This is a genomic window from Hydrogenophaga bisanensis, from assembly GCF_042665135.1.
GTDB classification, from domain to species: domain Bacteria; phylum Pseudomonadota; class Gammaproteobacteria; order Burkholderiales; family Burkholderiaceae_C; genus Hydrogenophaga; species Hydrogenophaga bisanensis.
Map to the genome: position 1 here is coordinate 18,142 of NZ_JBHTBX010000014.1, position 13,452 is coordinate 31,593.

11 protein-coding genes and 1 tRNA gene are annotated in these 13,452 nt (G+C 65.0%); 7 read left to right on the top strand and 5 right to left on the bottom strand.

Annotated elements, in window-relative coordinates:
* Positions 1 to 3 precede the first annotated feature (3 nt).
* From ACFQNJ_RS16630 to ACFQNJ_RS16640, 3 genes are read right to left on the bottom strand one after another with little or no spacing between them, the layout of a single operon-like run.
* Entirely contained in the window at positions 4 to 495 is a 492-nt protein-coding gene (locus ACFQNJ_RS16630; RefSeq protein WP_382259562.1) for an aminoacyl-tRNA deacylase, read from the bottom strand.
* On the bottom strand, positions 495 to 1,547 hold the full coding sequence (locus tag ACFQNJ_RS16635; RefSeq protein WP_382259657.1) for an aldo/keto reductase: 1,053 nt from the start codon (positions 1,545 to 1,547) through the stop codon (positions 495 to 497). The genes ACFQNJ_RS16630 and ACFQNJ_RS16635 overlap by 1 nt, the downstream gene beginning before the upstream one ends.
* A gap of 47 nt (positions 1,548 to 1,594) precedes the next feature.
* On the bottom strand, positions 1,595 to 3,274 hold the full coding sequence (locus ACFQNJ_RS16640) for an acyl-CoA synthetase (protein ID WP_382259659.1): 1,680 nt from the start codon (positions 3,272 to 3,274) through the stop codon (positions 1,595 to 1,597).
* 160 nt (positions 3,275 to 3,434) lie between these two features.
* Here ACFQNJ_RS16640 and ACFQNJ_RS16645 point away from each other — a divergent pair, with 160 nt between their 5' ends.
* From ACFQNJ_RS16645 to ACFQNJ_RS16665, 5 genes are all read left to right on the top strand, one after another.
* A complete protein-coding gene (locus ACFQNJ_RS16645) occupies positions 3,435 to 4,337 on the top strand; it encodes an alpha/beta fold hydrolase (protein WP_382259564.1) in 903 nt (300 codons plus the stop codon).
* An 81-nt stretch (positions 4,338 to 4,418) separates the two neighbouring features.
* Positions 4,419 to 5,523 (top strand): peptide chain release factor 2 gene (gene prfB / locus ACFQNJ_RS16650; RefSeq protein WP_374641032.1). Its coding sequence is split into 2 segments (ribosomal slippage): positions 4,419 to 4,499 and positions 4,501 to 5,523, totalling 1,104 coding nucleotides; the frame shifts between segments, so codons are not numbered across the junction.
* Between the two features lie 38 nt (positions 5,524 to 5,561).
* Positions 5,562 to 8,255 carry an aminopeptidase N gene (gene pepN / locus ACFQNJ_RS16655; RefSeq protein ID WP_382259566.1) on the top strand — a complete coding sequence of 898 codons (2,694 nt, stop codon included), beginning with the start codon at positions 5,562 to 5,564 and terminating at the stop codon, positions 8,253 to 8,255.
* Between the two features lie 9 nt (positions 8,256 to 8,264).
* Positions 8,265 to 9,305, top strand: coding sequence for a class 1 fructose-bisphosphatase (locus ACFQNJ_RS16660; protein ID WP_382259568.1), 1,041 nt, complete (start codon positions 8,265 to 8,267; stop codon positions 9,303 to 9,305).
* A 23-nt stretch (positions 9,306 to 9,328) separates the two neighbouring features.
* Positions 9,329 to 9,404, top strand: a tRNA-Thr gene (locus tag ACFQNJ_RS16665).
* A 39-nt stretch (positions 9,405 to 9,443) separates the two neighbouring features.
* Here ACFQNJ_RS16665 and ACFQNJ_RS16670 read toward each other — a convergent pair.
* Positions 9,444 to 10,418, bottom strand: coding sequence for a CapA family protein (locus ACFQNJ_RS16670; protein WP_382259570.1), 975 nt, complete (start codon positions 10,416 to 10,418; stop codon positions 9,444 to 9,446).
* Complete coding sequence (locus ACFQNJ_RS16675; protein WP_382259572.1) at positions 10,415 to 10,771, bottom strand: hypothetical protein; 357 nt, start codon at positions 10,769 to 10,771, stop codon at positions 10,415 to 10,417. The genes ACFQNJ_RS16670 and ACFQNJ_RS16675 overlap by 4 nt, the downstream gene beginning before the upstream one ends.
* A 321-nt stretch (positions 10,772 to 11,092) precedes the next feature.
* Between ACFQNJ_RS16675 and ACFQNJ_RS16680 the strand changes: the two genes are divergently transcribed.
* Both ACFQNJ_RS16680 and nosZ read left to right on the top strand, forming a co-directional pair.
* Positions 11,093 to 11,464 carry a hypothetical protein gene (locus ACFQNJ_RS16680; protein WP_382259574.1) on the top strand — a complete coding sequence of 124 codons (372 nt, stop codon included), beginning with the start codon at positions 11,093 to 11,095 and terminating at the stop codon, positions 11,462 to 11,464.
* An 11-nt stretch (positions 11,465 to 11,475) separates the two neighbouring features.
* Complete coding sequence (gene nosZ, locus ACFQNJ_RS16685) at positions 11,476 to 13,407, top strand: TAT-dependent nitrous-oxide reductase (protein WP_382259576.1); 1,932 nt, start codon at positions 11,476 to 11,478, stop codon at positions 13,405 to 13,407.
* Positions 13,408 to 13,452: the final 45 nt, after the last annotated feature.

Here is a 13,452-nt window from a genome sequence, read left to right on the forward strand (position 1 = left end):
CTACTATTCTGCCAGCGCGCATTGCACCGGCCGGGCACCCAGCGGGTGGGCGAGCACCGCCGGATCGATGCCCACCAGAAAGCCGCGCCGCCCGCCGTTGATCCAGATGCGGGGCAGGCTCATCACGGTGTCTTCGACGTAGACAGGCATGGCCCGCTTCAAACCGAAGGGCGAAGTCCCGCCCACCAGGTAGCCGCTGTGGCGGTTGGCCACCTCGGGCTTGCAGGGCTCGACCGACTTGGCGCCGATCTGGCGCGCCAGGTTCTTGGTCGAAACCGTCCGGTTGCCATGCATGAGGATGGCCAGCGGCTTGGTCGCCTCGTCCTGCATGATCAGGGTCTTGACCACCGCGTACGGATCAAAGCCGAGCACGGCCGCGCTGTGCTGGGCACCGCCATGCTCCAGGTACTCATAAGGATGCTCGGTGAACACCACGCCGTGCGCCTTGAGCCAGGCGGTGGCTGGCGTCTCCGAGACATGCGACTTCTTGGCCATCACTGGGCAGGATCGCGCACTTCCCAGCGGATCGCGTCGATGGCCGTCAGCAGCTCGGGCGACAGTGGCACGCTCCAGGCGTCCAGGCACTCGTCCAGTTGCGCCACCGATGTCACACCGATGATGGTGCTGGCCACGCGCCAGTTGCGATAGCAGAAGGCCAGCGCGAGTTGCGACGGCGTCAGGCCATGCTCGCGCGCCAGCGCGTTGTAGCGGCGGGCGGCGGCCAGCGACTCCGGACGGCCCCAGCGCTGCTTGCGCATCGACTCGTACAGCGCCATGCGACCGTGGTCGCCCACCAGCCCGGTCTCGTCGTACTTGCCGGTCAGCAGCCCGAAGCCCAGCGGGGAATACGCCAGCAGGCCCACGTCCAGCCGGTGGCAGGTCTCGTCCAGGCCGTTCTCGTAACCGCGGTTGATCAGGCAATAGGGGTTCTGCACCGTGGCCACGCGCGGCAGGCCATGCTGTTCGGCCAGTCGCACGAACTCATGCACACCATACGGGGATTCGTTGGACAGGCCGATGGCCTTGACCTTGCCCTGGCGCACCAGCTGGTCCATGGCTTCGAGCTGCTCGTGGATGGACGCGCAATCCTTGTCCTTGGACGGGTCGAAATACAAAGCGCCGAAAGCCGGCACGTTGCGGGCGGGCCAGTGAATCTGGTAGAGGTCGATGACATCCGTCTGCAGGCGGCGCAGACTGCCCTCGCAGGCCGCGACGATCTCGGCCTTGGTCAGGCCGGACTGCTCGCCCCGGATCCACGGCATGCCCCGCGAAGGCCCGGCCACCTTGGTGGCCAGCACCAGCTTCTGGCGCGCACCTGGTCGGCGCGCGAACCAGTTGCCAATGATGGTTTCGGTGGCGCCGCAGGTTTCGGCCCGTGCAGGCACAGCGTACATCTCGGCGGTGTCGATGAAGTTGACACCGCGCTCCAGGGACCGATCCAGGATGGCGTGGGCATCGGCCTCGTGGACCTGTTCGCCAAAGGTCATGGTGCCCAGGCAGATGGGCGTGACTTGAAGCGTGGATGAGCCAAGGCGGGTGAGTTGCATGTCGTTCATGAGCATCTGTCTGAAAACAAAGGGGATGACCCACGCCATCAGGCGCGGACCTGCCGGTCGCGAAAGCGCTGTTCCTCCTGCAGGCGCAGCACCCGGCGCTGCACCTTGCCGGTGGTGGTCATGGGCAAGGCATCGACATATTCGATTTCCTTGGGGTATTCGTAGGGGGCCAGCTGCCCCTTGACGTGGCGCTGAAGCTCGGCCGTCAGCGCGGCCTCGAAGGCGGCGTCACCCAGACGGCGACCAGGCGCCGCTTGCAGGTACTCCTGCGCCAATACCACATAGGCCTTGACGACCGCGCCGCGCTCCTCGTCAGGCTTGGGCACCACGGCCGCGTTGGCCACGGCCGGGTGCTTGACCAGGCAGTTCTCGATCTCGCTGGGACCGATGCGGTAACCGGCGGCCTTGAACACATCGTCGCTGCGACCCTGGTACCAGAGGTAGCCGTCGGCGTCTCGCACCGCCAGATCACCGGTCCGGCACCAGCTGTCCGCCAGGTCACCGGTGTACTTGGCGCGGGTGGCGGCCTCATTCTTCCAGTAACCGAGGAAAAAGATGGGGTCAGGCTGGCCATGCACATCCTTGCGGTGCACCGCCACGTCGCCCGGCAGACCCACCGGGCATTCGTTCCCGTCCTCGTCGATGACGGCCACACGGTGTCCCGGATAGCCCTTGCCCATGCTGCCGGGCCGCGCCGGGTAGAGCCGCGCGCAATTGCCGACCACGTAGTTGATTTCGGTCTGGCCGAACATCTCGTTGACCGTGACACCCAATTCCTGCTGGCAGTAGGCAAACACGGCATCCCCCACCGCCTCCCCGGCGCTCATGATGGCCTGCAGGTTCAGCCGGTAGGTCTGGCGAGGGTGCGGGCAGGCCTTCATCATCGCCTTGAGCGCGGTCGGGAACAGGAAGGTGTGGGTCACCCCATGCCGCTGCAGGAGTTCAAAGGCGGTCTGGGGGCTGAAACGCCCGTTCCAGGCCACGATGGGACGGCCGAAGTACAGCGTAGGCAGCAAGGCATCCATCAGGCCCCCCGTCCAGGCCCAGTCCGCGGGTGACCAGAACACCGCCTGCGAGCGCACCGATGCGTCGAAAGGATCGAAACCGAACCAGTTCTGGCTGCAGACAAAACCCGTGAGGTTGCCGATGAGGGCCCGATGGGGAATCAGCGCCCCCTTGGGGTTGCCGGTGGTTCCGCTGGTGTAGATCAGCACCGCCGGTTCGTCGGCATGCGTCTCGACCAGGCGGAACGACGACGGCGCCTGCCGGATGACATCTTCCCAGTGCAGGACGTGCCGGTCATCGGCGGATGCCCCCACCGCAATGACGGAATGCAGGGCAGGACAGCTGGCGCTGACCGACTGCACCGCCGCCAGGGTACTGGCGTCGCACAGCGCCACCACGGCCTCGCTGTCGTGCAGCCGGTACTCCAGCGCATCGGGGCCGAACAGCTGAGACAGCGGCATGCCGACCGCACCCATCTGCAGCACGGCCATGTAGGCCACGGCGGTCTCGAAACGCTGCGGCATGACGATGGCGACCCGGTCGCCCCGCTGGACGCCCAGGGCCTGCAGCACATTGGACAGGCGGCAGGCCTGCTCGAACAGCTCGGCGTAGGTGTGCGACCGGTCTTCCTGCTCAGGGGCGCAGGCCTGCACCGCCGGCAGGCGGGCAACCTGCGGATCCCGCGCCCAGCGACGCATGCAGACCTCGGCCATGTTGAAACGCGACGGCACCTTCCACCGGAAACCCCGGTGGAGAACGTCGTGGTAGCCGATGCCGCCCGGCTGCGCAATTTGCGGTGTCGTGTCACTGCCTTGACGCCGGGCCATGGCTCATCTCCTTATGCTGTCGGTTTTCTCTGAATTGACTTCCCGAATGTATCAAGCCCGACGGCCTTCCCGCAGCGAATTCATCCCGATCCGGCATCTGGACTATCACGTACGCGTCTGGGGCGAGCCTTCGACCGACCGCCCTCCCCTGGTGCTGGTGCATGGCTGGATGGACGTGGCCGCCTCCTGGCAGTTCATGGTCGATGCCATGGGCGAGGACCGGCCCATCATCGCGCCGGACTGGCGTGGTTTTGGCCTGACCCGAGGACCGGCCACCGACAACTACTGGTTCCCCGACTACCTGGCGGACCTGGACGCCCTGCTCGACCATTACGCTTCCGATCAGCCGATCGATCTGGTGGGCCACAGCATGGGGGGCAATGTGGTGATGGTGTACGCCGGCGTGCGTCCCCAACGGATCCGGCGTCTGGTGAATCTGGAGGGGTTCGGCATGCCCGCCACGCGCCCGGCCCAGGCACCCGGACGCTACGCCCAGTGGCTTGATGAGCTCAAGGCGCTGCGCCGTGGGGACATGGACCTCAAGGCCTACGACAGCCTGGACGGTGTGGCCCGGCGCCTGATGAAGACCAACCCCCGGTTGACCGAGGACAAGGCCCGCTGGCTGGCGGGCGAATGGGCACAACCGGACGATCAGGGCCAGTGGCGCATCCTGGGAGACCCCGCGCACAAGGTGGTCAATGCACAGCTGTACCGCCTGGACGAGGTGCAGGAGGTGTTCGCCCGCATCACCGCCCCCCTGCTGTCGGTGACCGCGAGCGACGACAGCCTGGGCCAGTGGTGGAAAGGCCGCTACACGCTGGAGGAGTACCGCCAGCGCCTGAAGGTGGTGCCCGACCTGAGGGAGGCCCATCTCGACGACGCGGGCCACATGCTGCACCACGATCAGCCCCAGGCGCTGGCACGGCTGATCGAAACTTTCCTGGCATGAGAAAATGGGGGTTTTGCCCGCTGCGCGATCCGCAGCGGCCTGCCCTTGCGCGTCCGACGCGCCTGACCGAGAGAATCTGCCATGGAAGCCGAACGCACCAACGCCATCCGAAACCTGCTGACCGACCTGAGCGCCCGGGTGGTCGAGCTCCGGAGGTATCTTTGACTACGATGCCAAAGCCCTGAAGCTGTCGGAAGTCACGAGCGCGCTGGAAGACCCCACCGTCTGGGACAACCCCAAGCGGGCCCAGGAACTGGGCAAGGAAAAGAAGACGCTGGAAGACGTGGTGGTGGTGCTGGACCGCCTGACCAACGAGCTGTCCGACAACACCGAGCTGTTCGAGATGTCCGAGGCCGACGGTGACGATGCCGGGCTGGAGACCATTGAAGGCGAATGCGCAGGCATCCAGGCCGAGGTCGAGAAGCTGGAGTTCCGGCGCATGTTCAACAAGCCGGCCGACCCGCTGAACTGCTTCCTGGACATCCAGGCCGGCGCCGGCGGCACCGAGGCCTGCGACTGGGCCAGCATGCTGCTGCGCCAGTACCTGCGCTATGCCGAGCGCAAGGGGTTCAAGACCACCGTCGAGGACGAGACCCCGGGCGACACCGCGGGCATCAAGAGCGCGACCATCAAGATCGAGGGCGAGTACGCGTTCGGCCTGCTGCGCACAGAGACCGGTGTGCACCGGCTGGTGCGCAAGAGCCCGTTCGACAGCTCGGGCGGGCGGCACACCTCGTTCGCCTCGGTGTTCGTGTACCCCGAGATCGACGACTCGATCGAGATCGACATCAATCCGGCCGACGTGCGGGTGGACACCTACCGGGCCAGCGGCGCTGGCGGTCAGCACATCAACAAGACCGACTCGGCCGTGCGACTGACGCACATGCCCACCGGCATCGTGGTGCAGTGCCAGGACAGCCGCAGCCAGCACAGCAACCGTGACCTGGCGTGGCAGCGTCTGCGCTCGCGCCTGTACGACCACGAGATGCGCAAGCGCATGGAAGAGCAGCAGAAGCTCGAAGACACCAAGACGGACGTGGGCTGGGGTCACCAGATTCGCTCCTACGTGCTCGACAACAGCCGCATCAAGGACCTTCGCACCAACGTGGAAATCTCCGCCACGCAAAAGGTGCTGGACGGCGACCTGGACGCGTTCATCGAAGCCTCCCTCAAGCAGGGCGTCTGACCGGCGCCCACCTGCAGCATCCCACACTGGAACCCACCATGAGCTCCCTGCGAGAAGGCCCCGCCATCGTTGTCCGCCGTGAAGACTACGCGCCCCCGGCGTTCTGGATCGACACCGTCGATCTGGCGTTCGACCTCGATCCCGCCAAAACCCGTGTCCTCAACCGCATGCGCCTGCGCCGCAACCCGGATGTGGCACCCCAGGCGCTGCGGCTGGACGGCGAAGACCTGAACCTGGCGCGTGTGCTGGTCAACGGAGGCGGCTGCTCGTTCAGGATGGACGGCCAGACGCTGGTGCTGGAGAACCTGCCCGAAGGCGCCGAGCCCTTTGATCTGGAGATCTTCACCACCTGCGCACCGGAGAAGAACACCCAGCTCATGGGCCTGTACGTGAGCCAGGGAACCTTCTTCACCCAGTGCGAGGCCGAGGGTTTCCGCCGCATCACCTACTTCCTGGACCGCCCGGACGTCATGGCCAGCTACACCGTGACGTTGCGCGCCGACAAGGACCGCTACCCGGTGCTGCTGTCCAACGGCAACCTGGTCGACTCGGGTAACCTGCCGGACAACCGCCACTTCGCCAAGTGGGTCGATCCGCACAAGAAGCCCTGCTACCTGTTCGCACTGGTGGCCGGCAAGCTGGTGGCGCGCGAGCAGCGCATCGTCTCGCGCAGCGGCAAGGAACACCTGCTGCAGGTGTATGTGCGCCCCGGCGACATGGACAAGACCGAGCACGCCATGAACTCGCTGATGGCCAGCGTGGTCTGGGACGAGGCCCGCTTCGGTCTGCCGCTGGATCTGGAGCGCTTCATGATCGTGGCCACCGCCGACTTCAACATGGGGGCGATGGAGAACAAGGGCCTGAACATCTTCAACACGAAGTACGTGCTGGCCAACAGCGCCACGGCCACCGACACCGACTTCGCCAACATCGAATCGGTGGTGGGCCACGAGTACTTCCACAACTGGACCGGCAATCGCATCACCTGCCGCGACTGGTTCCAGCTCTCGCTCAAGGAAGGCCTGACCGTCTTCCGCGACCAGGAGTTCAGCATGGACCTGTGTGCCGATCCGTCGGCGCGCGCGGTCAAGCGGATCGAGGACGTGCGGGTGCTGCGCACCGCCCAGTTCCCCGAAGACGCCGGGCCCATGGCCCATCCGGTGCGACCCGACAGCTATGTCGAGATCAACAACTTCTACACCGTCACCATTTACGAGAAGGGTGCCGAAGTGGTCCGCATGATGCAGACCCTGGTAGGGCGCGACGGCTTCCGCAAGGGCATGGAACTGTACTTCCAGCGCCATGACGGACAGGCGGTGACCTGTGACGATTTCGCCCAGGCGGTGGCCGATGCCAACCCGGGCAGCGAACTCTCCCGCCTGCTGCCCCAGTTCAAGCGCTGGTACAGCCAGGCCGGTACCCCCCGCGTCCAGGCCACAGGCCGTTTCGACGCAGAGGCACGCACCTACACGCTGGAACTGGCCCAGACCTGCGACCCCACGCCGGGCCAGAGCGACAAGGCGCCCTTCGTCATCCCGGTGGCGATCGGCCTGCTCGACGCCCAGGGTCGCGATCTGCCGCTGCATCTGGACGGCGGTCCCGCCGTGGCGGGCACGCAGACGGTGGTGCTTTCCGAGGCTTGCCAGTCCTTTGTGTTCACCGGCATTGACGCTGAGCCCGTGCCGTCGGTGCTGCGCGGCTTCTCGGCGCCGGTGGTCCTCGACATGAACCTGTCGGATGCCGAGTTGCTGCACCTGCTGGCCCATGACAGCGACCCCTTCAACCGCTGGGAAGCCGGACAGCGCCTCGCGCTGCGCCGTGCCCTGCACGCGATCCGTGCGGAGGGTCCTGTGCACCAGGAGCCGCTGGATGAGGCCTTCGTCGCCGCCATGCGGGCCGTGCTGCGGCACCCGGCCCTGGACGCCGCCTTCAAGGAGCTGGTGCTCACCCTGCCGGCCGAAACCTACATCGCCGAGCAACTGGACATCGTGGACCCGCAACGCATTCACGCGGTGCGCGAGGCCATGCGCAGCCAACTGGCCCATGCCCTGCACGAGGACTGGATCTGGGCGTACGAACAGCACCGGGACAACGGCGCCTACCGACCCGATCCGGTGAGCACCGGCCGTCGCGCCCTCACGGGCATGGCACTGACCATGCTGTGCCTGGCCGCCCGCGACAACGGCAACCCGGTGTGGCCCGGCAAGGCGTACCAGCGCTTCAAGGATGCCGGCAACATGACCGACCGCTTCAATGCCCTGTCGGCCCTGGTCATCGCCGGCCTGCCGCTGGCCAGCGAGGCTCTGGCGCGCTTTCACGGCATGTTCAGGCAGGAGGCCCTGGTGCTGGACAAGTGGTTTGCCCTGCAGGCGGGCGCTCCGGACAGAGGTGGCAATATCCTGCCGGCGGTCCGCCAGCTGCTGGCCCACCCGGATTTCAACCTGCGCAACCCGAACCGGGCCCGCAGCGTGATCTTCAGCTACTGCAGCGCCAACCCGGGCGCCTTCCACCGCGCCGATGCCGCCGGCTACGTCTTCTGGAGCGAGAAGGTCATCGAGATCGACGCCTTCAACCCCCAGGTGGCGGCCCGCCTGGCCAGAGCCCTGGACCGCTGGAAGAAGCTGGCCGAGCCCTACCGCAGCGCTGCCCGCGAAGCCATCGCGCGCGTGGCCGCCAAACCCGACCTCAGCAACGACGTGCGCGAGGTTGTCACCCGTTCCCTGGCCGACTGAGACCCACTCATGAGCAACTCCATCTCCCTCACCCGCTACCTGGTCGAGCAGCAACGCACAAAAGGCCGCATCACGCCCGAGCTGCGTCTGCTGCTCGAAGTGGTGGCGCGCGCCTGCAAGCGCATCTCCATCAGCGTCAACAAGGGCGCCCTGGGCGACATCCTGGGCAGCGCCGACTCTGAAAACGTGCAAGGTGAAGTCCAGAAGAAGCTGGACGTGATCGCCAACGAAGTGCTGATCGAAGCCAACGAATGGGGCGGCCACCTGGCGGCCATGGCGTCCGAAGAGATGGACACCATCTACGTGGTGCCGAACCGCTTTCCCCAGGGCGAGTACCTGCTGATGTTCGATCCGCTGGACGGCTCGTCCAACATCGATGTCAACGTCAGCATCGGCACCATCTTTTCGGTGCTGAAGAAGCAGAACGACAGGACCGACGCGATCGAACCGGTGAGTGAGCAGGACTTCCTGCAGCCGGGCAACCAGCAGGTGGCCGCCGGCTACTGTGTCTATGGCCCGCAGACCACCCTGGTGCTGACCGTGGGCGATGGCGTGGCGATGTTCACCCTGGACCGCGAGCAGGGATCCTGGATGCTGACGGCCGATCAGGTGCGCATTCCTGAAGACACCAAGGAATTTGCCATCAACATGAGCAACATGCGCCACTGGGACGCCCCGGTCCGGCGCTACATCGATGAATGCCTGGCCGGCAAGGAAGGTCCGCGCGGCAAGGACTTCAACATGCGCTGGATCGCGTCCATGGTGGCCGATGTGCACCGCATCATGACCCGTGGCGGCGTCTTCATGTACCCCTGGGACAAGCGCGAACCCGACAAGCCAGGCAAGTTGCGCCTGATGTACGAAGCCAACCCGATGGGCTGGCTGGTGGAACAGGCCGGTGGCGCCGCAACCAACGGACGCCAGCGCATTCTGGATGTGGAACCCACCAAGCTGCACCAGCGCGTGAGTGTGATCCTGGGTTCCAGGAACGAAGTGGAGCGCGTGACGCAGTACCACCTGGAAGCCGATAGCGCTGCCAGCAAGGCCTGAAATTTGTTAGAATGGAAGGCTAGGCCGGAATAGCTCAGTCGGTAGAGCAGCTCATTCGTAATGAGAAGGTCGGGGGTTCGATTCCTCTTTCCGGCACCAGATCAAAACCCGCACATTTCTCAGGATGTGCGGGTTTTTTCATGGTCGTTTGGAAGGACGCACACAGTCGCTGGTGGCGCCATCCCCGCGTTGCCAGCACGGCGAGCGCAGGTCAGGGGCTGGTGACGGAATCCCGTCCCGATCCAGGCGGACCGGATCGGTCCTGAAGGCGCTGACGCCTGCGCGATCCAGGTCCAGGCGCAGCACCCAGCCCTCGCGCTGGGCGTCGTTGTCGGTTTCCTTCATGATGAAGTTGCCCACGCTGTAGATCACCGGTTTACCCCGGTAGATCTCAACGTCCTGGGTGACATGGGGGTGGCCGCCCACCACCGCGTCGGCGCCAGCATCGATGATCAGTCGCGCCAGTTGGCTTTGACGCCCGTTGGCCACGGGTTCGTTCTCCCAGCCCCAGTGCATAAACACCAGCACCAGATCGGCCCGATGCTGCGTCCGGGCACGGGCGATGTCGTCGACCACCTGCTCGTCCTCGCTCCAGGCAATGCCCGGTGCGTCGTGGTCGGCCTCGAAACTGCGGGGCATGAACTCGTTGTAGCTCAGCAGCGCGATGCGCAGCCCCTGGCGTTCCAGCATCAGCGGCCGGTGGGCTTGCGACAGGTTCAAGCCGCCACCGGTCTGGGCAATGCCGTGACGCGCCAGCAACCCCAGCATGTCGGCAAAGGCCTCGCGGCCATAGTCCCCGGAATGGTTGTTGGCCAGCGTCACCGCATCCACATGCCGGCGCAGCACCGGCAATACGCGCGGGTGCGCACGGAAGGAGTAGATCTTGTCGCCGGCAGTCCCTTTGGTCGAGACCACGCATTCCAGATTGACCAGCCGGATGTCGGCATCCCTGAACAGATGCGCCACCCGCGACAGGGGATCACCACCGCTGGCGATCAGGGCGCCAGGCGCGTCATCCAGCGTCGTGTCACCAGCAAACACCAGCGACACACCGGCCCACGCTGGGTTGTTCCACCACCATATCATGATCAACAGCCGGCACCAGCGGATCATGGCGCCACCCCTTTCAGATGGCACTGGTAGATCAGTTCGCGCTCCAGAGCACCGGCGTAGAGGTATTGCTGACCCGTGATCGCAATGTTGCCCGAAGCATCGGCCGCGGGAAAAGGCGGCAGGTACTTGGCCTGCTGGATGAGGACCGGCTGCGCATCGGTCTCCAGGTAGACGTAAATCAACACCCGCCGGATACGTCTGTCATCGCCCACCACGATGGGCTTGAACCGGAACCGGCCGGCGATGTCCACCGCAGGGACCGGATAGGGATCGGCCACCGGATGGGCCACAACCGTCTGCGTGTGGCCCGCGTAGGTGACCTCACAGGCCATCAAAGTCTGTGCCTGGCCCATGGTCGCGGCACCCCAACCGGCCAGAACTGTGGAGAGAAACCTGCAAAGCATCGCCGCATTGTGCCGCGTCAGGCTGCGCCAGCACCAGGCAGCACCCCGACGATGAACATCCCTAAAACATGCATCCACATCCTCCAAAGGAACTAGGTCTCCCCTACGTCCGGCGGATGGTCAGACCGGACACCTGACCAGACACTCTGGTGCAGCCATGTTGGCCTGCCAGGTGTGGTGCCTTCCCTTGGTGCTGAACTCTCTTGACAAAGGTCAACTCCCTTCTTTTTTGTTCATTTTTGATGAATATTCAAGGTTAAAGTCCTGCCCATGTCATTCGCTCACCTGCGCAACACCAGAACCTGCCGCTGCGCAGTGCTGTGCCTGTTGCTGTCCTGGTGCGTGGCGTTTGCCAGTCCATTGATCAAGCCGACCGCCCTGCATCTGGTGTGCGGCACGGCTGGTCTGGAACTGATTACCCAGTCGGACACCCCTCACAACGACGGCGTTCTTCAGGTCCTGGGACAGGACTGCGCCGCCTGCCTGCCCATCGGTCTGCCACCTGGCAGTGACCTGGCCGTGCCGCTCAACGCCTTGCCCACCGGCGAACCCGGCAACGCCCGTCACCCGTTCACACCCGCTTACCTGCTGCCCGTGCCACCGGCACGCGGCCCACCTCTTTTTGTCCCTGACCTCACCTGAAAGGTTGAATCATGAAAGAAGACCAAGTCAACGTCACCGAGGGAACCGGCCGCCTGGGCCGACGCAAATTCCTCAACACGGCCGCACTGGCGGGCCTGTCCATCGGTACCGTCGCCTGCGCCGAAAAGGACGAAGGCAAAGCCGCTGCCCCGGCAGCCGCACCGGCCGCAGCACCAGCGGCTGCCCCCCACGGCGCATCGGGCGCCCACCTCAAGCCCGGTGAACTCGACACCTACTACGGCCTGTGGAGCGGTGGCCACACCGGTGACATGCGCGTGCTGGGTCTGCCTTCCGGTCGCGAACTTCTGCGCATCCCCTGCTTCGTGCCCGACGCACTGGTCGGCTGGGGCATCACCAACGAATCCAAGGCCGTCATGGGCACCAAGCCCGATGGCCACCTGCGTTACACCGTGGGCGATACCCACCACACGCACGCCTCCTACAAGGACGGCAACTACGACGGCCGTTACGCCTGGATCAACGACAAGATCAACAGCCGCATCGCCCGTATCCGCCTCGACTATTTTGTCTGCGACAAGATCACCCAGCTGCCCAACGTGCAGGGCTTCCACGGCATCTTCCCGGACAAGCGCGACCCGGTGGACCCGGCCATCAACTACACGACGCGTGTCTTCTGCGGGGGTGAGTTCTCCATTCCCCTGCCCAACACCGGCATCGAGGACGAGACCAAGTACCGCTCACTGTTCTCGTGCGTGGACGCCGAGACCATGGAGGTGCGCTGGCAGGTGCTGATCGACGGCAACTGCGATCTGGTGGCCACGTCGTTCGACGGCAAGCTGGCCGCGACCAACCAGTACAACACCGAGATGGGCGCCAAGTACGAGGACATGATGTCCGCCGAACGCGACGCCTGCCTGTTCTTCAACATCGCCCGCATCGAGGAAGCCGTCAAAGCCGGCAAGTTCAAGACCATCGGCTCGTCCAAGGTGCCGGTGGTCGATGGCACCCGCGAAGCCAACAAGGACGCCAAAACGGCCCTGACCGCCTACGTGAGCGTGCCCAAGAATCCGCACGGTGTGAACGCCAGCCCCGACCAGAAGTACTTCATCTGCGCTGGCAAGCTCTCGCCCACCGCTACGGTCATCGAGCTGGCCAAGGTGCTGGACTGGTTCGACGGCAAGCATGAGAACGTCGATGACGCCATCGTGGCCGAGGTCGAGCTGGGTCTGGGTCCCTTGCACACCGCCTTCGACGGCCGTGGCAACGCCTACACCACGCTGTTCCTGGACAGCCAGGTGGTCAAGTGGAACGTGGACAAGGCGATTGCCTTCCACAAGGGCGACAAGACGGCCAACTATGTGGTGGATCGCCTGGATGTGCATTACCAGCCCGGCCACATCAACGCCTCGCAGTCGGAGACGATTGCGGCCGACGGCAAGTACCTGGCGGTGGGTTGCAAGTTCTCCAAGGACCGATTCCTTCCGGTGGGCCCGTTGCACGCCGAGAACGAGCAGCTGATCGACATCTCGGGCGAAAAGATGGTGCTGATGGCCGACCACCCGGTGCGTGGCGAGCCGCACGACTTCATCATCTTCAAGCGCGACCTGGTCAAGCCCAAGCAGGTCTACGACCTGGACCACCATCCGTTGGCCATCAAGGACTCCAAGGAGTCGGGCGTTTTCCGCAACGGCAAGAAGGTGACCGTGAAGATGACTTCACTGGCGCCAGCCTTCAGCCTGCGCGAGTTCAAGGTCAAGAAGGGTGATGAAGTCACGCTGATCCTGACCAACCTGGACAAGATCGAGGACCTGACGCACGGCTTTGCGATCCCGAACTACAACGTCAACTTCATCGTCAACCCGCAGGAAACGGCGTCGGTCACCTTCGTGGCCGACCAGCCAGGCGTGTTCTGGTGCTACTGCACGCACTTCTGTCACGCCCTGCACCTGGAAATGCGCACGCGCATGATCGTCGAGGCGTAAGCCCGGCCACCCGCAAGGGGGCCTCGGCTCCCTTGCGCCGCCCAT

Bases quoted from the DNA above. Each gene is read 5' to 3' on its own strand.
- ACFQNJ_RS16680 (WP_382259574.1), top strand. From the start codon at position 11,093: ATGTCATTCGCTCACCTGCGCAACACCAGAACCTGCCGCTGCGCAGTG.
- ACFQNJ_RS16640 (WP_382259659.1), bottom strand. From the start codon at position 3,274: ATGGCCGAGGTCTGCATGCGTCGCTGGGCGCGGGATCCGCAGGTTGCC.
- ACFQNJ_RS16675 (WP_382259572.1), bottom strand. From the start codon at position 10,771: ATGGGCCAGGCACAGACTTTGATGGCCTGTGAGGTCACCTACGCGGGC.
- ACFQNJ_RS16635 (WP_382259657.1), bottom strand. From the start codon at position 1,547: ATGCAACTCACCCGCCTTGGCTCATCCACGCTTCAAGTCACGCCCATC.
- ACFQNJ_RS16630 (WP_382259562.1), bottom strand. From the start codon at position 495: ATGGCCAAGAAGTCGCATGTCTCGGAGACGCCAGCCACCGCCTGGCTC.
- nosZ (WP_382259576.1), top strand. From the start codon at position 11,476: ATGAAAGAAGACCAAGTCAACGTCACCGAGGGAACCGGCCGCCTGGGC.
- ACFQNJ_RS16670 (WP_382259570.1), bottom strand. From the start codon at position 10,418: ATGATCCGCTGGTGCCGGCTGTTGATCATGATATGGTGGTGGAACAAC.
- ACFQNJ_RS16645 (WP_382259564.1), top strand. From the start codon at position 3,435: ATGTATCAAGCCCGACGGCCTTCCCGCAGCGAATTCATCCCGATCCGG.
- pepN (WP_382259566.1), top strand. From the start codon at position 5,562: ATGAGCTCCCTGCGAGAAGGCCCCGCCATCGTTGTCCGCCGTGAAGAC.
- ACFQNJ_RS16660 (WP_382259568.1), top strand. From the start codon at position 8,265: ATGAGCAACTCCATCTCCCTCACCCGCTACCTGGTCGAGCAGCAACGC.